We start from the raw sequence: 19,025 nt of genomic DNA on the forward strand, positions 1-19,025 counted from the left end.
ACCGCCTGATCGTGAAATTTGCCTACACCATCATCTATGTACCCGACGTTGCCGCCTCTCTGATGTTTTTCGAGAAAGCCTTCGGCTTCAGTCGCCGTTTCCTGCATGAATCGGGCACCTACGGCGAGCTTGAAACCGGCGACACCACGCTCTCGTTTGCAGCGCATGAGTTGGGCGAATTGAATTTCGACGGTGGCCATGTCCAGGCGCATGCCTCTAAAAGGCCGCTGGGGATGGAGGTCGGGTTTGTGACCGAAGACGTGTTCGTCGCCCATGCCAAAGCACTGGCCCACGGCGCGATAGAGCTGGCGCCACCCGCCACCAAGCCTTGGGGCCAGGTGGTGTCGTATGTGCGTTGCCCGGATGGCACGCTGGTGGAATTGTGTACGCCGATCGTAGGCTGATCGTGGCGCCAATGTAGGAGCGGGCTTGTTGGCGAAGGCGGTGAATCAGTGAGCCCATTGGTTACTGACACATTGCCCTCGCGAGCAAGCCCGCTCCCACCTTTAGACTGCGTTCGCTCATTCAATCAGGGCTTGAGCGGCCGCTCCTGATCTCGCTCGGAAAGCTCCGTACCATCGTCCGGATGCTTCCAGGTCTGCGGCTTTTCCTCTTCGGGCTGCCGCCGAGGTTGCTCATGCGCGTGCTCATCCCGGTGCTCGTGTTTGTCAGCCATTGCCACCTCCCACCCGTAAGAATTGGTCACCGCTTCAAGCATAGAACAGTGGCGAGATTTTGGACGCGCACAGCGATTGATAGCCATGACGCATCAATGTATCCAAATTACTCACTTATCATTTCTAAATGTGTCAGCCACTATCCGCGGTCTTAAGCGAAACAAGCACTTTAAAAAGAACGCTGGAGACACAAAACCATGACTAGCCCTTCCCGGCCCGACTCTGCCCGCTCGAAAGTGGGTGCGGTATTCCGCGTTACTTCGGGCAACTTCCTCGAACAGTTCGACTTCTTTCTGTTCGGCTTCTACGCCACCTATATCGCCGCCGCGTTCTTCCCCGCCGCTAATGAGTTTGCGTCATTAATGATGACCTTCGCCGTGTTCGGTGCAGGCTTCCTGATGCGACCGTTGGGCGCGATCATCCTGGGTGCCTATATCGATGACGTGGGTCGCCGCAAAGGGTTGATCGTGACCCTGTCGATCATGGCCAGCGGTACGCTGTTGATCGTGTTGGTGCCGGGTTATCAAACCATCGGCCTGTGGGCGCCATTGCTGGTGCTGCTGGGCCGCTTGCTGCAAGGCTTCTCTGCCGGTGCGGAACTGGGCGGTGTGTCGGTTTACCTTTCCGAAATGGCCACCCCGGGCCGCAAAGGTTTCTACACCAGCTGGCAGTCGGGCAGCCAACAGATCTCCATCGTGGTCGCCGCCGCGTTGGGTTACGGCCTGAACGTGTGGATGCAACCGGCCGTGGTTGCCGATTGGGGCTGGCGCATTCCGTTCGCCATCGGTTGCATCATCATCCCGTTCATCTTCGTACTGCGGCGTAACCTGCAGGAAACCGAAGAGTTCGCCAACCGCAAGCATCGCCCGACCATGCGCGAAGTGCTGGCGACCCTGGTGAAGAACTGGACCGTGGTGATCGGCGGCATGCTGATGGTGGCGATGACCACCACCGCGTTCTACCTGATTACCGTGTACGCCCCGACCTTCGGCAAGACCGTGCTGCAACTGAGCACCTCCGACGCCCTGTTGGTGACCTTGCTGGTGGCCGTGTCGAACTTTGTCTGGCTGCCAATCGGCGGCACCCTGAGTGACCGTTTCGGCCGCAAGCCGGTGCTGGTGGCGATGACCGTGCTGACCGTGATCACCGCCTACCCGGCGCTGTCGTTTGTGGTCAACGCACCGAGCTTCGGCCACATGCTGGAAACCCTGCTGTGGTTCTCGTTCCTGTACGGCATGTACAACGGCGCGATGATCCCTGCGCTGACCGAAATCATGCCGGTGGAAGTGCGCGTGGCGGGCTTCTCGCTGGCCTATAGCCTGGCGACAGCGATCTTTGGCGGTTTCACGCCGGCGATCTCCACCTGGTTCATTCACATCACCGAAGACAAGGCCTCGCCGGCCTACTGGATGATGTTTGCCGCCTTGTGCGCGCTGTGCTCGACCCTCGCGTTGTACCGCCGCGCCAATACCCGCGGGCAGATGATGCAGGGGGCCGCATGATGAAGGCGCTGTGCAAAACCCTGACCGCCCTGGCCCTCGGCGCTTTGGCGCTGACGGCCCAGGCCGAAGAGCTCAAGGTAATGACCTCCGGGGGCTTCACCGCCGCCTATAAACTGCTGGGCCCGCAGTACGCCCAGCAAAGCGGCGACACCCTCGACACCATCCTCGGCCCGTCCATGGGCAAGGCGCCGGAAGCGATTCCCAACCGCCTGGCCCGTGGCGAGCACGCCGACGTGGTGATCATGGTGGGCTATGCCCTGGATGACTTGATCAAGCAGGGCAAGGTCGACAAGGCCTCGCGGGTGGAGCTGGCCGACTCACGCATCGGCCTGGTGGTCAAGCAAGGCGCCGCCAAGCCGGCGATCGGCACCGATGCCGAGTTGAAAGCGGTGCTCAGCCAGGCCAAGTCCGTGGCGTATTCGGACAGCGCCAGCGGTGTGTATGTCGAGAAGGAGCTGTTCAAGAAGCTCGGCATGCCCGCCAAGGGCAAGATGATCGAGCGCATCCCGGTGGCTTCGGTGGTCGCCAAAGGTGAATACGAGGTGGGCTTGCAGCAGGTGGCGGAATTGCTGCCGGTGCCGGGCGTGACTTACGTCGGCAAGATCCCGGAAGACGTGCAGTCAGTGACGCGCTTTGCGGCGGGCATTCCGGTCAACGCTCAACATCCGGCGCAGGCCAAGGCACTGTTGCAGTACCTGGCCTCGCCCGAGGCGCAACCGCTGGTGCAATCCACCGGGTTGGACTCGGTATCACACTGACCGAAACGGCATCTCCCGCACCAACCGTTCCAATTCCAGCGCCGCCGGTGGCAACGTCCGCCCGCGGCGCTTGATCAAGCCCACATTGCGCATCACCTGCGGCTCTACCAGCGGCACGCTTACCAGAATCGGGTGCGTGCCCGCCGGCATCGCAATCGACGGCACCATCGCCACGCCCAACCCCGCCTCCACCAACCCGATCATCGTGGTCACGTGGTGGGTCTCGCAAATACTCGGTTTTTTCACCCGCACGCCACGCAGCGCCTGGTCCAGCAGGAAGCGGTTGCCGGAGGTTTTGTCCACGGTGATGTAATCGTGCTCGTAGGCCTCGGCCCAGGTCACGCTCTCGCGCTCGGCCAACGGATGATCACGCCGACAGGCCAGTACGTAGCGCTCCTGCAATAACAGTTCAAATTCCACTTCGTCGGCCAGGCTGCCACTGAAACTCACGCCAAAATCCGCCTCGCCACTTTCCACCGCGTTGCACACCTCGCCGGCGCTGGCGTCCAGCACGCGCAGGCGAATCTTGGGGTACAGCTTATGGAATTCGGAGATCACGTGAGGCATGAAGTAGTAAGCGGTGGACGGCACACAGGCAATGGTCACGTTGCCCATGCGTGTGGACGCGACGTTACTGATGCCCATCAAGGCGACATCAAGGTCGTCGAGCATGCGCTCCACTTGCGGCAAGAATGCCCGCCCGACCATGGTCAGGCTGACCCGCCGCGTGGTGCGTTCGAACAACTTCACCTCGAGGGCGGACTCAAGCTTTTCGATGCGCCGGCTCAGCGCCGGCTGCGAGATGCGGATGGCCTCGGCGGCGCCGCGAAAACTGCCCTTGTCTACCACGGCGCGGAAAGCCTGGAGGTCGTTGAGGTCGAAGTTGATGATCACGGGATGGGCCAGTGTGGTCGATTTGGGGGGCATTATCGTATGGGCTGTGGTGACGCGCCATGTATGCCTGCACGGGTTTGAATTGATAACCCGGCTACAACGATCAAGCCAGTGATATAAGCGCGCCATGTGCGCCCGCACCGCGGCGACCTGCTACCGTAACCGCGTATGACGCCGCGCGTTTACGCCAGGACGGCAACTGATTGGCTTGGATACCAACGCCGAACGTTAGCAATACAGTGGGGTTTCAACACGAAAAATCCACGAAACAATTTAAAACAACCCAACTTAGTATAAATTGCACGCGAACAACCAAAGCCGTTCAAGGAGACTCTCGTGGCAACTCTTCAAGCTCATACAATCCAGGCGCTGCAAACCCAACGCCCTGCCCTGCTGACCGAATGGATTACGAGCCTCGAGGCTTCGGGAGCCACGCGAAACGTCAAGGGTGATGACGTCAAACAGCAAGCTGGCGACTTTCTTAATCTGCTGATCGACGCGCTCCTGCAAGGCGGCTCACAGCAGATAAGCCATGAAAACTGGGCTGAGACCCGGGTTTTCCTGGAAAAGCTGTCGCACAGCCGCGCCTTGATCGGCCAGGACTCGCAACAAACCGCCAGCTTCATTTTCGCCCTTAAAGGCCCAGTGTTCACCTTGCTGCAACGTGAGTACGCCGAACAACCGGCGCAACTGGCCGAGCAACTCTGGGAAGTGTCCGAACTGCTCGATTCGCTGGGCATGCACACCATCCGCACCTTCCAGAAGTCCCGTGAGTCGGTCATCAAACGCCAGCAGGAAGAATTGCTGGAGTTGTCCACCCCCGTGGTGAAGCTGTGGGACGGCGTGCTGGCCCTGCCGATGATTGGCACCCTGGACTCGCAACGCACTCAGGTGGTCATGGAGTCGCTGCTGCAACGCATCGTCGACACCGGCTCGGAAATCGCCATTATCGACATCACCGGCGTGCCGACCGTCGACACCCTGGTGGCCCAGCACTTGCTGAAAACCGTCACCGCCATCCGCCTGATGGGTGCCGACTGCATCATCAGCGGCGTACGCCCACAAATTGCCCAGACCATCGTGCACCTGGGTCTGGACCTGCAAGGCGTGGTGACCAAAGCCAACCTGGCGGATGCCCTGGCGCTGGCGCTCAAACGCCTGGGCGTCACCATCAGCAAGGCTGTCTAAGCATGGAACGCATCCCTATTTTGCAGATGGGCGAGTTTTTGCTCGTGACCATTCAGGTCGACATGCACGACCAGCTGGCCATGACGCTGCAGGACGACCTGTCCGAACGCATCAGCCGCACCTCGGCGCGCGGCGTGCTGATCGACATTTCGGCGCTGGACATGGTGGACTCGTTTATCGGGCGCATGATCGGCACCATTTCCGGCCTGTCACGCATCATGGACGCGCAGACCGTGCTGGTGGGCATGCAACCGGCGGTGGCCATTACCCTGGTGGAACTGGGCATGACCCTGCCCGGCGTGGCGACCGCATTGAACGTCGAGCGCGGCATGAAACTGCTGCGTGACCGGGTAGAACACTTATGAGCCAAGCCAGCAGCGGCACGCATCCCGTGCTGATCGAACAGGACGTTGTGCTGGCCAGACAATTAGTACGCAGGCTGGCCCAGGACTGCGGCATGCGCCTGATCGACCTGACCAAGCTGGTCACGGCCGTCAGTGAGCTGGCGCGCAACACCGTGGTCTACGGCGGTGGCGGGTACATGGATTGGAGCGTCGTCGAAAGAGACCATCGCCCCGGCCTGCGCCTGACCTTTCGCGATGAAGGCCCCGGCATCCCCGACCTCAAGCTGGCCCTGACCGACGGCTGGACCTCCGGCAGCGGCCTGGGCCTGGGCCTGACCGGCGCCAGGCGCCTGGTGGACGAGTTTGAACTGGACACCGCACCTGGCAAGGGCACACGCGTGACGATCACCCGATGGACCTGAATATTCCCAGCGCTTTGACCCAAGTGCTTTTGATCGAAGATGTCAGCCAAATCGGCTATGCCCGGCGCAGCGCCCAGCAGCTTGCCGAGCTGCTGGGTTTTGATGAAACCGACGCCGGGCGCGTGGCCCTGGTAGCGACCGAACTTGCCAGCAACATCCTCAAGCATGCCACCCATGGCGAGCTGCACCTGCGCGCCACGGGCAACCAGGGTGTCGAAATGATCGCCGTCGACCGTGGCCAGGGCTTCGACCTGGAAAGCTGCCTGGTGGATGGGTTCTCCACGGGCGGCACGCAAGGCATCGGCATGGGCGCCATCTCACGCGTGGCCCAGGTCTTCGATGTGCATGCCGATCATCGGGGCACCGCGATGTTGGCGCGGCTCTACCCACGCACCTCGAACGCGCGGGATATCCGCTATGGCGTCAGCCAGCATTCCTTGCACAACGATCCGGCGTGTGGCGACGCCTGGCACCTGGCAATCGAAGCGGGCCAGTTCAGCGTGATGGTTGCCGACGGCCTGGGCCATGGCAGCGAAGCCGAGCGCGCGGCGCGCGCGGGTGAAGAGATGTTCGCCCAAGACCCCTTCCAGGACTCGACCACACTGTTCAACGACATGCATATCGGCATGAATGGCACCCGGGGCGGCGCAGTGGCCGTGGCGCAATACGACGCCGTGGCCGACCGGCTGCGTTTTACCGGCGTGGGCAATATCGGCGCCAGCCTGATTGGCTTCGGCAAGTCGCGCGGGCTGGCTTCCCACCCGGGCATCGTCGGCGTGCAGTTTCGCAAGGCGCAACCCTTCGACTACGCTCAGGTCAGCGGCCAACTGCTGATCCTTTACAGCGACGGGCTGCAGTCACGCTGGAACCTTGCGGATTATCCCGGGCTTTGCCACCGCCACCCCGCCCTGATTGCCGCCATCCTTCACCGTGATTTCTGTCGCGGCCGGGATGACGTTACCGTCTTCGTGATTGCCCTGGAGGCCATTGATGGCTGACACCATTGCTTCGCTCACTGAGCAAGTGCAACGCCTGCACCAGGAAGCCGACGCCTTGCGTACCGAGTTGGATGAGACCAACCAGGGTGTGCTGGCACTGTATGCCGAACTGGATATGCAGGCCGATCAGTTGCGTCAGGCATCAGACCTGAAAAGCCGCTTCCTGTCGTACATGAGTCATGAATTTCGCACGCCCCTGGGCTCGATCCTGAGCATCACCAGCTTGCTTGCCGATGAACTCGACGGCCCTTTGAGCCCCGAGCAGCAGACCCAGGTAGGCTTTATCCGCAGCTCGGCGCGCGAGCTGCGGGAGATGGTGGACGACCTGCTCGACCTGGCGAAGATCGAGGCCGGGCGCATTACCATCTCGCCTGCCTGGTTTGACATGTTCGACCTGTTCTCGGCATTGCGCGGGATGTTCCGCCCGATCGTCGACGCCTCGTCGGTGGACCTCATCTTTGAAGAGCCCTCGGGCTTGCCCAAGCTCTACACCGATGACAAGAAGCTGGCGCAGATCCTGCGCAACTTTATCTCCAATGCCCTGAAGTTCACCTTGCAAGGTGAGGTGCGCGTGTCGGCACGCATGGAAAGCGCGCACGAGATCCGCTTTGCGGTGCAGGACACTGGCCTGGGCATTCCTGCCGAGCTGCACAACAACCTGTTCGAAGACTTTTCCCAGATCGACTCACCGCTGCAAAAGCGCCTGCGCGGCACCGGCCTGGGGCTCTCGCTGTGCAAGCGCTTTGCCGAGTTGCTCGGTGGCCGGGTCGGGGTGCAAAGCGCCCCAGGCGTTGGGTCGATGTTTTTTGTGATCATTCCTCTGTCTATCGCGGGCGGGCCTGCCGATGAATCGTGACATCCAGCTGCTGATCGTCGACGACAACGCCGCCACCCGCTATGCCCTGCGCCGGCGCCTGGAAAGCCATCATTACCGCGTGCTCGAAGCCGGCACCGGCCAAGAGGGCCTGGACCTGATCGCGAGCAAAAAGATCGACGGGCTCATCCTCGACGTCAATCTGCCGGACATGAGTGGCTTCGACATCGTACGCGCGCTGCGCGCCGACCCGGCGACCGCCCTGCTACCGGTGGTGCATGTCTCGGCTGCGTCCATCGAGACGGGCGACATCATCACCGGCCTGGACGCCGGCGCCGATGCCTACCTGATCCACCCGGTGGACCCGGACGTGCTGCTGGCGACCCTGCGCACCTTGCTGCGCGTGCGTGACACCGAATACGCCTTGCGCGAGAGCGAGGCGCGCTTTCGCGAAATCTTCTTCAACATCAGCGCGCCGATAGCCGTCATGGACCCGCAGTTGAAGGTGCATGAATGCAACCACGCGTTCGCCCAACTGATCCAGGACAACCTGAACCCTGACGCCTTGCTCGAATGCTTCGCCAGCGATCAGCGCGCCGTCATCCAGGAGTTGTGCCTGCGTCTCGCCGCGGGAGAGCGCTGGAAAGGCACCTTGCAAATGCAAGTCGACGGCCAGGTGCGCGAAACCGAGTGGCAAATCTCGCCTTATCGCCGGGCCGAACTGAGCCTGGTGTTTGTCGAAGACGTCACCGAGCATCGCCATCGCGAGCGCCATCAGCTGGCCGAGCTGACCAACGCCACCACGCAACTGGCGCGCACCGAGGCGCAGTTGCTGCAGGCACAGAAGATGGACGCGCTGGGCAAACTCACCGGCGGCATCGCCCACGACTTCAACAACCTGCTGACCGGGATTATTACCAGCCTTGAGCTGATCAAAAAACGCCTCGACACTCAGCATACCGAGAAGGTCAAGGCTTATGCCGACGCCGCATTGAGCTCGGCCCTGAGCGCCGCCGGCCTGACCAACCGCCTGCTCGCGTTTGCCCGCCAGCAGCCTCTGGACACGCGCCCGGTGGATATCAACGCGCACATCCGCTCACTGGAAGAGCTGCTGGTGCGCACGATCGGCGAACATATCGCGCTCAAACTCGAGCTGACGACCCACCCGGCCGTGGCGCTGGTTGATCCGATCCAACTGGAAAGCGCTGTGCTGAACCTGGTCATCAATGCCCGCGATGCGCTGCCCAAGGGCGGCAATATCTGGGTGACCACCTACCCTGCCTACTCCAACGGCAACCTGAAACTGGAAAACGGCGCCTACATCGCGCTCTCCGTGCGCGATAACGGCGTGGGCATCGAACACACTGTGATCGACAAAGTGTTCGACCCTTTCTTCACCACCAAGCCGCTGGGCCAGGGCACGGGGCTTGGGCTGTCGACCATCTACGGCTTTGCGCGCCAGTCCGGCGGCGACGCACAGATCCGCAGCGTCACCCGCCAGGGCACCGAGGTCACCATCATGCTGCCCGCTGCCTCGGGCCCGGCGAGCGTAACCACCAAGCCCGTTGCGGCGCCCGGGCTCAGCAGCGGCGAACACGTGTTGATCGTCGATGACATGCCCTCGGTGCGCAGCTTCGTCGCCGAGGTGCTGGTCGACGCCGGTTACCGCTGCAGCCTGGCGGCCGACGGTGATGAGGCGATCGCCACCCTTCACCAGGACACCAGCATCGACCTGTTGCTTACCGACGTGGGCCTGCCTTACATGACCGGGCGGGAATTGGCCGATGTCGCCCGAGGCTTGCGTCCTACGCTGCCGATTCTGTTCATGACCGGGTATGCGGAAAACGCGGCGAATCGCCAAAGCTTCCTGGGGGAAGGCATGGACCTGATCTCCAAACCGTTCCATATCGATGAGTTGCTGGAGAAGATCCGCCGCGGGCTGGACGGCCTGCCAGGCACCCAGTAAGGGGGACACGCAGGCCGCCGAGGCTAAATTGCAGGATGCTGTGCGGTGACAGGCTTGGTACCGTGACCGGCCTTGCAATCGGCTACCGGCACCGAACAATGACTCAACCCAATAACAACTATCGGCCCCTGCGCCTCGCATCGTGGGCGCTCGGCCTGCTGTGCACCGCCACCCTGGGCTTTTTTGCCTGGCAAAGTTTTTACCCGGTGCGCGCCGCCGATTCGTGGAGTTATCAGGTTTTGCACACCGATGTGGCCAAGGCCGCGTCGTTGATGCCCATGGCTGACGGCTCGTTGATGGTCACCCAGGAACTCAAGGACGGGCTGGGCAGCATCGTGCACATCCGGCTGGATGGAACCCGCGACGTCGTGCTCGGCAACCTGTCCAAACCCGACGGAATGTTGGCCACGCGGGGCGGCTGGGTGTTCAGCCAGGAAACCGGCAACGCCCCCGTCAGCTTTCTCAAGGACGGCGCGGTCACCGAATTGTTCAAAGGCGAAAACGTGCAAGGCCTGTGGGATGACGGCGACTACCTCTATGCCATTGAAGACCGCAGCCATGCAGGACGCCTGCTGCGCTATCGCTGGAGTGACCAGAGCATAAGCGTAATACGCGAGGGCCTGGACCAGGCGGAGTCGATCATCCGCTGCACGGATGGCCGCATGCTCTACACCAAAAAGAAAGAAGGCAGGGTGCGTGAGCTGAGCGCCGACGGCGTTGACCCGGTGGTACTGGCCAAGCTTAACCAGCCGACCTTTTTGATGTGCGATGAGCGGGGCCTGTGGGTCAATGAAGATTCCACCCACCGCGCACGCTTGTTGCTGATCGACAAACAGGGACGCCAGCACACGATCCTTTCGTTTCTGAAAGCGCCGCAATCGATTGTGCGAACCGCAGACGGCACTTACCTGGTGGCCGAAGGTGGGCGCAACCGGGTACTCAAACTGGTGAACGACGCGCTGGCGGCGACCAGCGACGGCAAGTAGCCCTGACGCCGCCCCGCGACAGACCGAACAACGCCTACTGGCAAGTGCCGCCTTTGTGGTGCGAGCCCGTGCCGCCCACCGGATGCGTGCCCTTGGGGCACGCCGCCGCGAACATCGGGGTGACCATCAAAACCACCAGCAACCCAACCAACGAAAGCTTTTTCATGCGACCCTCCGTAACGATCACGACGCGTGATGGCACAAAGATATCACGCATCCACGGAAGTTATCGCCTGCTCATTACACCCACGCCTTGGGGCCGCTGAAAAACGCCTGCGCATTGCTGTCCAGTGTTTCCAGGTGATAGCCACCCTCCTGCACAATCACGCAGGGTAAGCCCAACTGCCGGATGCATTCGCCCAAGCGCGCAAACCCTTCACGGGTCACCGCCACTTTGCTTTGTGGGTCGAGTTCGTAGATATCGAACCCCAAGGACAACACCAGCACATCCGCCGAGAACTGCTTCACCGCCGCCAAGGCCAACTCGAGTTTTTCGAAGAACACCGCTTCGCTGGCGCCATGGGCCATGGGCAGGTTGAGGTTAAAGCCTGCACCGCCAGCCACGCCGCGCTCGTCGGCAAAGCCTGCAACGCCCGGGTAGAAGTTGGTCGGGTCGCCGTGGATCGACACATACAGCACGTCGTCGCGGTCGTAGAAAATCTCCTGGATGCCTTGGCCGTGGTGCATGTCGGTATCCAGCACGGCCACGCGCGCAAAGCCTTCGCGCAGAACCTGGGCGGCCACCGCCGCATTGTTGATGTAGCAGAAACCACCCGCCGCATCGTAACGAGCATGGTGCCCCGGCGGGCGACACAGCGCGTAGGCCGCCGGCGCGCCGTCAAGGATGTGCTTGGCGGCGGCGACAGCACTTTGCGCCGACCAATACGCCGAACGCCAGGTCAACTCGCCCACCGGGCAACTGCCATCTGCCAGGTAACGCGCAGCTTGGGCAAGGATGCCGCGCAGGGCGTTGGGTTCGCGCACGAAGATATTCGACATGACTTCGTCGCCCCAGTCTTCGGGGATCTCCTTCCAGCGTGAATGGGCTTCCTGCAAAAACGTCAGATAAGGCGCGCCGTGCACGCCAAGCAATGGGTCAAGGCCGTAGTCAGCAGGCGGCTGGATATCGAAGCCCAAGGTCTGTGCGGCCACCAGCAAGTTGCGCGCACGCTCGGGGACTTCCTGCGGCGTGCGCATCTGGCCGCGGGAGTAGTAGCTGCGCGGGTGGTGCAAGAGTTGTTCGGGGTGGAAAAACGTACGCATGTGAGGCTCCTGGGTAAACACCGAACCTGTGGGAGCTGGCTTGCCTGCGATGGCGGTCTGTCTGAAGTACCGCTATCGCAGGCAAGCCAGCTCCCACAGTTGAATCCGGGCAGGCTTTAGAGTTGAGTTGTTATTGGGTCTGGCCGGCGCGCATGAGCACAGCGTTGAGCAATACATCGGTGCCTTGGCGCACATCCTCGGGCAGTACGTCTTCAGCTTCGTTATGGCTGAGCCCACCGACACACGGGATGAAGATCATCGCCGTCGGGCAGTACCGTGCCAGGTGAATCGCATCGTGGCCGGCGCCGCTGACGATGCGCTGCTGGCTGTAACCCAAGGCATCCACCGACGCCTGCACGCACGCCACACAATCGGCATCGAACGGCGTTGCCGGGCTGATCCAGTGCGCACTGATGCTGACCGTCAGGCCGCGCTTCTCGGCGATAGCCTGCAGGCGCGCGCGCACCCGTTGCTCCATGGCTTCAATGTCGACGTCGCAGTGATGACGCAGGTCGACAGTGAAGGTCAGCAAGCCGGGAATGGTGTTGCGCGACGACTTGCTGATGCTCAACTCGCCGACCGTGGTCAGGCCTTCGGGGGCGAAATCGGCGGCGAGGTTTTCCAGCGCCTGGATCATGTTGGCCGCGCCATACAGCGCGTCCTTGCGCAGGGGCATTGGCGTGGTGCCGGCATGCGCGGCCATGCCTTCGACCCGCACGTCGAGCCAGCGGATCGCCTGGCCACCGGTCACCACGCCGATGCTCTTGGCGTTGTCCTCGAGGATCGGGCCCTGCTCGATATGGGCTTCAAAATACGCGTCCACCGCGCCACCCAAGGGCCGTTCGCCGTTGTAGCCGGTGCTGCGCAACGCCTCGGCGACGCTGATGTCGGCCCCATCGGTGGTGGCCAACGCCTGGTCGAGTGCCAGGCTGCCGGTGAACACCGCCGAACCGAGCATGGCCGGGGTAAAACGGGCGCCCTCCTCATTCGTCCACACCGCGATTTCCAGCGGCTTACGGGTTCGAATGCCGTGATCGTCAAGGCTGCGGAGCACTTCCAGGCCGGCCAGCACGCCGTAAACCCCGTCGAACCGCCCGCCTTCCGGCTGCGTGTCGAGGTGGCTGCCCATCATCACCGGGGCGGCGTCTTTGTCGGTACCGGCGCGGCGGGCGAACAGGTTGCCGATCGCATCCACGCTCAATGTCAGCCCGGCGGCGTTGCACCAATGGCTGAACAGTTCACGACCCGCCTGGTCCTCGGCACTCAGGGCCAGACGGCAACTGCCGCCACGCGCCGTGGCGCCGATCTCGGCCATGGCCATTAGGCTCGCCCACAGGCGTTGGCCATTAATCTTCAACATTACGCACGCTCCATTAGACGCTGTGGGCCATTTCAAGACGGTGGGCGGTGGCGTGGCGGCGCGACAATGCCAGTACGCACACCAGCGAGACCGCAGCGATCAGGCTGTAAAACACTGCCATGGGCCACCATTGGCCCTGGTATTCGTGGGCCAGCCACGTACCGATCAACGGCGTCAGGCCACCGGCCAGCGCGCCGCACACCTGGTAGGCCAGGGAGATCGCGGTGTAGCGCACGCGGGTTTCAAACAAGCCGCTGACAAACCCGGCGATCACCGCGTAGAACGAGGCCATGCACACCACGGCCAGGGCGATGCCGAAGATGATCAACGGCGCCTGCCCGCTGCTGACCAGCACGAACATCGGATAAGGCGAGGCCATCGCCAGCACGGTCATGGCGCACAGAAAACGCGTGGCCCCGACCTTCTCGGCCACCCAGGCAGCCAGTGGCTGGATGCAGAACTGGATGATGGCGACGACAAACAGGCATTCCAGAATCAGCGAACGCGGCAGGCCCAGTTGCTGAGTGCTGTAGGCAATCATGAAGGTGTTGGTGAAATACACGCCGGCAATGCCCAGGGTGTTGGCGCCGATGCACAACAGCAACGGGCGCCAGGCGGTTTTCAGCACTTCGATCACGGGCGCCTGGTCTTTCTGGATCGCCCGCGCTTTCTCGGCAATGGCCTTGTCTTCAAGGAATTCCGGTGACTCGTTGACCCCCAGGCGAATCGCCAGGCCGACGATCAACAGCAAGGCGCTGGCCAGAAACGGCAGGCGCCAACCCCAACTGAGCAGGTCCTCTTCCGGCAACCGGGTGACCGCGCTGAACGCCAGCAGCGACAGGATCAAACCCGCCGGGCTGCCCAGTTGAGCGAAAGACGCAAAGAAGTTTCGACGACCTTTCGGCGCATGTTCGCCGGCCATCAACACCGCACCGCCCCACTCACCGCCCACGGCGATGCCTTGCACCACGCGCAGCAGCACCAGCAATACCGGCGCCGCAACGCCAATTTGAGCGTAGGTCGGCAACAGGCCGATGCACACGGTGACCACGCCCATCATCACCAAAGTGATCACCAGGGATTTCTTGCGGCCGATGCGGTCACCGATATGCCCGAACACAATGCCGCCCAACGGCCGCGCGAAGAAGCCCACGGCGAACGTGCCGAACGCCGCCATGGTGCTGAACAGTTTGTCGTCGGAAGGAAAAAACAGTTGGCCGAACACCAGCGCGGCGGCGGTGGCGTAGATGTAAAAGTCGTACCACTCGATCATGGTGCCGATAAAAGCGGCGGCCGCAGCACGGCGCGGCTGCGGCGAAGCGGAAGGCTTCATGGGGCTGGCTCCTTTGGTTATTTTTTTGGCAGGAGAATGTCGAACGCACGCGCTCTGATGGCGCTTGGTAAGGGTGATTTATCGTCGCGGGGCTATGATTAGTCAATTTTCTATTTATTATTCCGATTATAAATCCTGCTTATTATCGAGCTGCGCCATGCCCGAATTTCGCCGCGACAGTCACCCTCTGCTCAACGATCGACTGGACTGGAACCTGCTGCGCACCTTCCGTGTCATCGGCCAGGAACTGAGCATCAGCCGCGCCGCTGCGCGCCTGCACCTGACCCAGCCGGCCATCAGTCAGGCGCTCAAGCGCCTGGAGGAACAGCTGGGCTGCCAACTCATCGCCCGCCGTGGCCCGCGCTTCGCGCTCACCGAAGCGGGTGAAGAGATCTTCACCATCGCCGGCGAGATGTATGGCCAGGTGTCGCAGATGAGCAATGCGCTGCAAAAACCCGGCGATGAAGTGCTCGGCAAAGTACGTTTGCTGATGATCAGCCGGATCAACTCGGAGACCTTTGACGACTTCCTCGCCGCCTTTCACCGTGAGCATCCGCGCGTAGACCTGGAGGTTGAAGTGATGCGCAGCTCGGACATCGTCGCCGCCCTGCTGGAAAAAACCGCAACCCTGGGCCTGAGCCTTAATCGCCGGCCACAGCCACGCCTGGAACAGCACCTGTTCCTGCGCCAGCGCTATGCGTTTTTTTGCGGGCGTCACCATCCGCTGTTTGGGCGCAGCGGCTTGGCGGAAGGCGATTTGCAGTCGGAGAATTTTGTCAGTTTTACCAGCGACCAGATTGGCGGCATGTTGTCGCCGCTGACGATCTTTCGTGACCAGCAAGGGTTCAGCGGGCGCATCGTGGCGTCGTCGTCAAGCCTGGAAGAGGTGCGGCGCCTGGTGATTGCCGGTTTTGGCTTGGGCTGTTTGCCGATTCATGTGGTGGCCGACGATGTAAAGCACGGGCTGCTGTGGCGGCTACCGCCGGATGACGGGATCGCCGATGTGGACATTCACCTGCTGTGGAATCGCGAGCAGAAGATGAGCCGGGCGGAGACGGTGTTTATCGAGCGTCTTTCGGCTCGGCTGGCGGGTGCTGCTGAGGATGCCAGTCACTGACTTCAACCCGCCAACGCCCGCTCGACGCTGCCAGCCATGGCCTGCAAATCGTCGACAGGGTTTCTACCGATCAGCATGAACCCATGGGACAGGTTGGCCCAATACACCACATTCAGGCCTCGGCGCTGCTCGGTCGCGACGGGCTGCGCGCCTTTTTTGCTAATCGTTATGCACAAGGCCAATGGCCCGTGGCGCGGGTCCAGGTAGGTCAGTTGACCGATCAGAACGCCGTCATAATCGAGGATCTGCGCACGCCGAAACTCGGCGCCGGGCAGGTCTACCGCGCGAGCGGTTAACGGCAGGCCCAGTTGTGCGCCCACGGAACGCAGTTGGGCGGCCTGCAACGCGGGGTCGGCGCTGAGGTTTTCCAGGGTCTGCGGCGTGTACAAGGCCATGTACTCGGCAACCGAGGCGCGCCAGCCTTGGCCGGACTCCGCCCGTGGCCAGCTCATGAACACGCGGTCGGCGACCACACCGGCCACGGCAAACCCCGCCGCCACAGCCAGCAAACGCCGGCGACTCAAGGTGGGCGCCTGTACCGGGGGCAGCGCGTTGAGCATGGCCTGCAGGCGTTCGCTGGGGGCTTGATCCAGCACCGCGTCGAACGCGGCCTTGAAGGGTAAATCGGCGCACTGCAAGGCCTGAAGGCGTGCGGCAAGTGCCGGGTCAGTGCTGACCTGATCGGCGATAAGCCGATGCTGCCCAGCCTCCAATTCGCCATCCAGGTAAGCCACCAACAGTTCATCGGACACTGGGGTTGTGTGAGTCATCGCCGTTCTCCGCTGGCTTGATCCTGCCGGTTTTTTGCAGGGGCGGTCTCGGCCAGCTTCAAACGCGCGGCCGCCAGCCGGCTCATTACGGTGCCCACGGGAATACGCAGTACCTCGGCAATTTCCTTGTAGGAAAGCCCTTCGACATACGCCAGAAACACCGTTTCGCGCTGCGCCTCGGGCAAGCCGTTGACGCGTTTGATCACCTGCGCGGCCAATACCTGCTCCTGCGCCTGGCGTTCGCCATCGAATGACAACGCCTGCTCCGCATCAACAAAACCCTGGCCCTGACGCACCCGCTGCGAGCGCACCTCGTTGAGCCAGATGGAATGCATGATCGCCAGCAGCCAACGGTCAAGCCGCGTGCCGGCCGCGAACTGGCCGGCACGCTCCAGCGCGCGGACACAGGTAGCCTGCACGAGATCTTCGGCCAGGTGCTTTTGGCGCGACAGCACCCACCCGTATCGCCACAAACGCGGCAACAGCAGGCCTAACTCGCGGCGAAAATCGGCCTCGTGGGTGATGGCTGCCCCCTGCTCGCGCACTCAGTGGATTCAAGCCTGTGGCGCAGCGGCAATCGCTTCGGCCAGGTCTTCGTATTCTTCGCAGGTGGTGCTGCACAGGGCTTTGATTTTCACCAACTGCTCCTGCGCCAGGTCGACGCGCCCCTTGATCACGTAAGCCTCACCCAAGTATTCGCGAACCTGAGCGTAGTTGGGATCGAGCGCGACCGACTTAAGGTAATAACCGATGCCTTCATCGGTACGCCCAAGCTTGCGCGTGGCGTAACCGCGGTAGTTGAGGGCCTTGGCGGTGTTCGGGTTTTGCAGGGTGTCGAGCAAGGCCAGGGCCTCGTCGTAGCGCCCATCCTTGGCCAGGCGGTAGGCGTAATCGGTGCGGTCGGCATCCGAGGTGGCTTTGCTGGTTTGCAGCACGCATTTTGCGGTCTTGGTGTCCCAGACCTGGCCTTTGGGGCAATTGGGCTTGGGCGGTGCCGACTCGTCACCGGAGGCATGGGCCTGGCCCGCGAGTAACGCGGCAGCCAGGCACGCGCCGCAGAACAGCGCGGTGCGGTAACTGACGGGGTGTAGGTGACGGTTTTTCATGGCGGTCATGCTCCGTAGCGATAGGGAGGAAACATCACTTTTGAAACACATTGCGTGAACCCGGCAGCATGCGGCGCAGCGTGCCGTCGCCCAGTACATAGTGATGCCAGAGCGCAGCCACGGCATGCAGGCCCGCCAGCAGGATGATCGCCCAGGCCACATTGTTATGCAGGCCGCCAAGGGTGCCGCGCCATTCGTGATCGATCACGAAAGGCGCAGGAACCGCGAACAGTCCGAAAAAGTTGAAGGGTTCGCCTTGAGCCCAGCGAAACACAAAGCCCAGGGCAATCTGCGCGAGCAACAACAGGTACAGGCAACCATGCGCCATTTTTGCGAACAGGTTAAGCGTTGGGTGACTGTCGGCCTTCGGGCGATTGCCGCCGAACACACGCCATACAATCCGCACGACGATCAACAGGGCCATGGCGATGCCGAGCGAGATATGTACCGATTGCAGGCCCTTGCGCAGCGGTGTGCCCTTTTCGAGGTTTTCCCAGATGTGCGCACTGGCAAACATGAAGATCACCACGGCGGCGGTGAGCCAGTGCAAAGTGCGGGTCAGGCGGTCGTAGCGGTCGGCATGGCGGTTCATGGGCGTTCCCTGGGTGGTCTGTGAGGTGAACACCGCAGCGGCGCAGGTTATTCGATGAGGCGCGAAAAATTTATTCGAAGAGGACGTGGCGCGGGTTTTGGCTATGAACAGGTACGACGCGGCGCCAGCGTTTTGCAGGGTGCATAGCCGTCACCGCTGACGAGCATCGCCGGCTAAATCAGATTATTGCGCCTGGCAATGTCCGCCAGGTCCACCACCGATTTCACATTGAGCTTGGCCAGCAAACGCGCTTTATAGCAACTCACCGTCTTGCTGCTGAGCAAAATATTCTGGGCAATGTCCTTGTTACTCATGCCTCGGGACAACTGCTGAAATACCGAGAGTTCACGGTTGGACAGCGAGGCGATCAGTTGCGCCTCATCCACGGCCAATGCGCGTTTGCGCGAAAACGCCACCACCGTTTCCGGGTAATAGACATAGCCCTTCATCACGGTTTTCATGGCCTGGGCCAGTACGCTCAGTTCATCGGTCTTGCTGATGAACCCCGAGGCCCCGGCGCTGATGCAACGCGTGGCGTAGTGCTCCGAGGAAAGCGAGGTGAGGACGATGATCCGGGTGTTCAACTCAAGCGCGCGGATTCTTTCGATCACCGCAATGCCGTCCAGGCGCGGCATGGTGATGTCCAGCAACACCAGGTCCGGGGTCAGTTGACGGACCTGGCTGATGGCGTCGACGCCATTGTCGGTCTCGCCCACAACTTCATAACCTTCCTCACTCACGAGCGTACGCAGCGCGGTCCTGATAAAAGGGTGGTCATCGACCACCAGGACTTTATACATCTGCAGCTTTCCTCGGGAATTAGTCGGGCTTTGTCGGCAATAATGCCGACAATGTACCATAGTGCTTTAGTGCCACTACCCAATTCCGGACAGGCTACTCAGTGGGTGGACAATGGCGCTGCGCGCATAAAGCGC

The 19,025-nt window shown here is 61.9% G+C and carries 22 protein-coding genes; 11 read left to right on the forward strand and 11 right to left on the reverse strand.

Going from position 1 to position 19,025, the window contains the following annotated elements; genetic code table 11:
• Nucleotides 1-11 precede the first annotated feature (11 nt).
• The gene (locus tag ACM530_RS02275) at nt 12-404 is read left to right on the forward strand and encodes a VOC family protein (RefSeq protein WP_145162941.1); all 393 of its coding nucleotides are present in this window, start codon (nt 12-14) and stop codon (nt 402-404) included.
• Nucleotides 405-529: 125 nt separating this feature from the next.
• Here the strand turns inward: ACM530_RS02275 and ACM530_RS02280 are convergent, their stop codons facing one another.
• Nucleotides 530-676 (reverse strand): hypothetical protein, encoded by a 147-nt coding sequence (locus tag ACM530_RS02280; protein ID WP_164487912.1) that lies wholly within the window; start codon nt 674-676, stop codon nt 530-532.
• 198 nt (nt 677-874) lie between these two features.
• Here ACM530_RS02280 and ACM530_RS02285 point away from each other — a divergent pair, with 198 nt between their 5' ends.
• Both ACM530_RS02285 and ACM530_RS02290 read left to right on the forward strand, forming a co-directional pair.
• Entirely contained in the window at nt 875-2,179 is a 1,305-nt protein-coding gene (locus ACM530_RS02285; RefSeq protein ID WP_242194038.1) for an MFS transporter, read from the forward strand.
• Complete coding sequence (locus ACM530_RS02290; protein WP_145163244.1) at nt 2,179-2,937, forward strand: substrate-binding domain-containing protein; 759 nt, start codon at nt 2,179-2,181, stop codon at nt 2,935-2,937. Before ACM530_RS02285 ends, ACM530_RS02290 begins: the two co-directional genes overlap by 1 nt.
• Here ACM530_RS02290 and ACM530_RS02295 read toward each other — a convergent pair.
• The gene (locus ACM530_RS02295) at nt 2,929-3,831 is read right to left on the reverse strand and encodes a LysR family transcriptional regulator (RefSeq protein WP_106577295.1); all 903 of its coding nucleotides are present in this window, start codon (nt 3,829-3,831) and stop codon (nt 2,929-2,931) included. The two genes, ACM530_RS02290 and ACM530_RS02295, sit on opposite strands and share 9 nt — an antisense overlap.
• A gap of 336 nt (nt 3,832-4,167) precedes the next feature.
• Between ACM530_RS02295 and ACM530_RS02300 the strand changes: the two genes are divergently transcribed.
• The 7 genes from ACM530_RS02300 (at nt 4,168) to ACM530_RS02330 (ending at nt 10,549) form a co-directional block, all read left to right on the forward strand.
• Nucleotides 4,168-5,019, forward strand: a complete 852-nt coding sequence (locus ACM530_RS02300; protein ID WP_369300670.1) for an STAS domain-containing protein — start codon at nt 4,168-4,170, stop codon at nt 5,017-5,019.
• A gap of 2 nt (nt 5,020-5,021) precedes the next feature.
• The gene (locus tag ACM530_RS02305) at nt 5,022-5,384 is read left to right on the forward strand and encodes an STAS domain-containing protein (RefSeq protein WP_106576990.1); all 363 of its coding nucleotides are present in this window, start codon (nt 5,022-5,024) and stop codon (nt 5,382-5,384) included.
• The gene (locus ACM530_RS02310) at nt 5,381-5,785 is read left to right on the forward strand and encodes an ATP-binding protein (protein ID WP_145162933.1); all 405 of its coding nucleotides are present in this window, start codon (nt 5,381-5,383) and stop codon (nt 5,783-5,785) included. The genes ACM530_RS02305 and ACM530_RS02310 overlap by 4 nt, the downstream gene beginning before the upstream one ends.
• Nucleotides 5,776-6,783: an ATP-binding protein gene (locus tag ACM530_RS02315; protein ID WP_145162931.1), complete on the forward strand. Its 1,008-nt coding sequence runs from the start codon at nt 5,776-5,778 to the stop codon at nt 6,781-6,783. The genes ACM530_RS02310 and ACM530_RS02315 overlap by 10 nt, the downstream gene beginning before the upstream one ends.
• Nucleotides 6,776-7,639: a sensor histidine kinase gene (locus ACM530_RS02320; RefSeq protein WP_262207425.1), complete on the forward strand. Its 864-nt coding sequence runs from the start codon at nt 6,776-6,778 to the stop codon at nt 7,637-7,639. Before ACM530_RS02315 ends, ACM530_RS02320 begins: the two co-directional genes overlap by 8 nt.
• Nucleotides 7,629-9,563: a response regulator gene (locus tag ACM530_RS02325; RefSeq protein ID WP_416364186.1), complete on the forward strand. Its 1,935-nt coding sequence runs from the start codon at nt 7,629-7,631 to the stop codon at nt 9,561-9,563. Before ACM530_RS02320 ends, ACM530_RS02325 begins: the two co-directional genes overlap by 11 nt.
• A gap of 98 nt (nt 9,564-9,661) precedes the next feature.
• Nucleotides 9,662-10,549, forward strand: a complete 888-nt coding sequence (locus ACM530_RS02330) for a hypothetical protein (RefSeq protein ID WP_416364187.1) — start codon at nt 9,662-9,664, stop codon at nt 10,547-10,549.
• Nucleotides 10,550-10,583: 34 nt separating this feature from the next.
• Here the strand turns inward: ACM530_RS02330 and ACM530_RS02335 are convergent, their stop codons facing one another.
• The 4 genes from ACM530_RS02335 to ACM530_RS02350 all read right to left on the reverse strand — a co-directional run bounded on the left by ACM530_RS02335 (nt 10,584) and on the right by ACM530_RS02350 (nt 14,505).
• Nucleotides 10,584-10,715, reverse strand: a complete 132-nt coding sequence (locus ACM530_RS02335; protein WP_256586935.1) for a hypothetical protein — start codon at nt 10,713-10,715, stop codon at nt 10,584-10,586.
• 74 nt (nt 10,716-10,789) lie between these two features.
• Entirely contained in the window at nt 10,790-11,812 is a 1,023-nt protein-coding gene (locus tag ACM530_RS02340) for a histone deacetylase family protein (protein WP_145162925.1), read from the reverse strand.
• 130 nt (nt 11,813-11,942) lie between these two features.
• On the reverse strand, nt 11,943-13,172 hold the full coding sequence (locus ACM530_RS02345; RefSeq protein ID WP_416364188.1) for a Zn-dependent hydrolase: 1,230 nt from the start codon (nt 13,170-13,172) through the stop codon (nt 11,943-11,945).
• A 13-nt stretch (nt 13,173-13,185) separates the two neighbouring features.
• On the reverse strand, nt 13,186-14,505 hold the full coding sequence (locus ACM530_RS02350; RefSeq protein WP_262207419.1) for an MFS transporter: 1,320 nt from the start codon (nt 14,503-14,505) through the stop codon (nt 13,186-13,188).
• Between the two features lie 157 nt (nt 14,506-14,662).
• Here ACM530_RS02350 and ACM530_RS02355 point away from each other — a divergent pair, with 157 nt between their 5' ends.
• Nucleotides 14,663-15,622, forward strand: a complete 960-nt coding sequence (locus ACM530_RS02355) for a LysR family transcriptional regulator (RefSeq protein WP_416364189.1) — start codon at nt 14,663-14,665, stop codon at nt 15,620-15,622.
• A 2-nt stretch (nt 15,623-15,624) separates the two neighbouring features.
• Here the strand turns inward: ACM530_RS02355 and ACM530_RS02360 are convergent, their stop codons facing one another.
• From ACM530_RS02360 to ACM530_RS02380, 5 genes are all read right to left on the reverse strand, one after another.
• Nucleotides 15,625-16,392, reverse strand: a complete 768-nt coding sequence (locus ACM530_RS02360; RefSeq protein ID WP_416364190.1) for an anti-sigma factor family protein — start codon at nt 16,390-16,392, stop codon at nt 15,625-15,627.
• Nucleotides 16,389-16,874: an RNA polymerase sigma factor gene (locus tag ACM530_RS02365; protein WP_242195037.1), complete on the reverse strand. Its 486-nt coding sequence runs from the start codon at nt 16,872-16,874 to the stop codon at nt 16,389-16,391. Before ACM530_RS02365 ends, ACM530_RS02360 begins: the two co-directional genes overlap by 4 nt.
• 72 nt (nt 16,875-16,946) lie before the next feature.
• Complete coding sequence (locus ACM530_RS02370) at nt 16,947-17,498, reverse strand: tetratricopeptide repeat protein (RefSeq protein WP_416364191.1); 552 nt, start codon at nt 17,496-17,498, stop codon at nt 16,947-16,949.
• A gap of 34 nt (nt 17,499-17,532) precedes the next feature.
• Complete coding sequence (locus tag ACM530_RS02375; RefSeq protein ID WP_404487333.1) at nt 17,533-18,090, reverse strand: cytochrome b; 558 nt, start codon at nt 18,088-18,090, stop codon at nt 17,533-17,535.
• A gap of 173 nt (nt 18,091-18,263) precedes the next feature.
• Nucleotides 18,264-18,890, reverse strand: a complete 627-nt coding sequence (locus ACM530_RS02380; protein WP_145162913.1) for a response regulator transcription factor — start codon at nt 18,888-18,890, stop codon at nt 18,264-18,266.
• Nucleotides 18,891-19,025 lie beyond the last annotated feature (135 nt).

Source organism: Pseudomonas sp. NFX183 (genome assembly GCF_047943075.1).
Lineage (GTDB): Bacteria > Pseudomonadota > Gammaproteobacteria > Pseudomonadales > Pseudomonadaceae > Aquipseudomonas.

Coding starts and splice junctions, on each gene's coding strand:
- ACM530_RS02370 (WP_416364191.1), bottom strand. CDS start 17,498: ATGAAAAACCGTCACCTACACCCCGTCAGTTACCGCACCGCGCTGTTC.
- ACM530_RS02335 (WP_256586935.1), bottom strand. CDS start 10,715: ATGAAAAAGCTTTCGTTGGTTGGGTTGCTGGTGGTTTTGATGGTCACC.
- ACM530_RS02380 (WP_145162913.1), bottom strand. CDS start 18,890: ATGTATAAAGTCCTGGTGGTCGATGACCACCCTTTTATCAGGACCGCG.
- ACM530_RS02280 (WP_164487912.1), bottom strand. CDS start 676: ATGGCTGACAAACACGAGCACCGGGATGAGCACGCGCATGAGCAACCT.
- ACM530_RS02360 (WP_416364190.1), bottom strand. CDS start 16,392: ATGACTCACACAACCCCAGTGTCCGATGAACTGTTGGTGGCTTACCTG.
- ACM530_RS02290 (WP_145163244.1), top strand. CDS start 2,179: ATGAAGGCGCTGTGCAAAACCCTGACCGCCCTGGCCCTCGGCGCTTTG.
- ACM530_RS02345 (WP_416364188.1), bottom strand. CDS start 13,172: ATGTTGAAGATTAATGGCCAACGCCTGTGGGCGAGCCTAATGGCCATG.
- ACM530_RS02375 (WP_404487333.1), bottom strand. CDS start 18,090: ATGAACCGCCATGCCGACCGCTACGACCGCCTGACCCGCACTTTGCAC.
- ACM530_RS02350 (WP_262207419.1), bottom strand. CDS start 14,505: ATGAAGCCTTCCGCTTCGCCGCAGCCGCGCCGTGCTGCGGCCGCCGCT.
- ACM530_RS02330 (WP_416364187.1), top strand. CDS start 9,662: ATGACTCAACCCAATAACAACTATCGGCCCCTGCGCCTCGCATCGTGG.
- ACM530_RS02340 (WP_145162925.1), bottom strand. CDS start 11,812: ATGCGTACGTTTTTCCACCCCGAACAACTCTTGCACCACCCGCGCAGC.
- ACM530_RS02320 (WP_262207425.1), top strand. CDS start 6,776: ATGGCTGACACCATTGCTTCGCTCACTGAGCAAGTGCAACGCCTGCAC.
- ACM530_RS02305 (WP_106576990.1), top strand. CDS start 5,022: ATGGAACGCATCCCTATTTTGCAGATGGGCGAGTTTTTGCTCGTGACC.
- ACM530_RS02285 (WP_242194038.1), top strand. CDS start 875: ATGACTAGCCCTTCCCGGCCCGACTCTGCCCGCTCGAAAGTGGGTGCG.
- ACM530_RS02315 (WP_145162931.1), top strand. CDS start 5,776: ATGGACCTGAATATTCCCAGCGCTTTGACCCAAGTGCTTTTGATCGAA.
- ACM530_RS02325 (WP_416364186.1), top strand. CDS start 7,629: ATGAATCGTGACATCCAGCTGCTGATCGTCGACGACAACGCCGCCACC.
- ACM530_RS02355 (WP_416364189.1), top strand. CDS start 14,663: ATGCCCGAATTTCGCCGCGACAGTCACCCTCTGCTCAACGATCGACTG.
- ACM530_RS02310 (WP_145162933.1), top strand. CDS start 5,381: ATGAGCCAAGCCAGCAGCGGCACGCATCCCGTGCTGATCGAACAGGAC.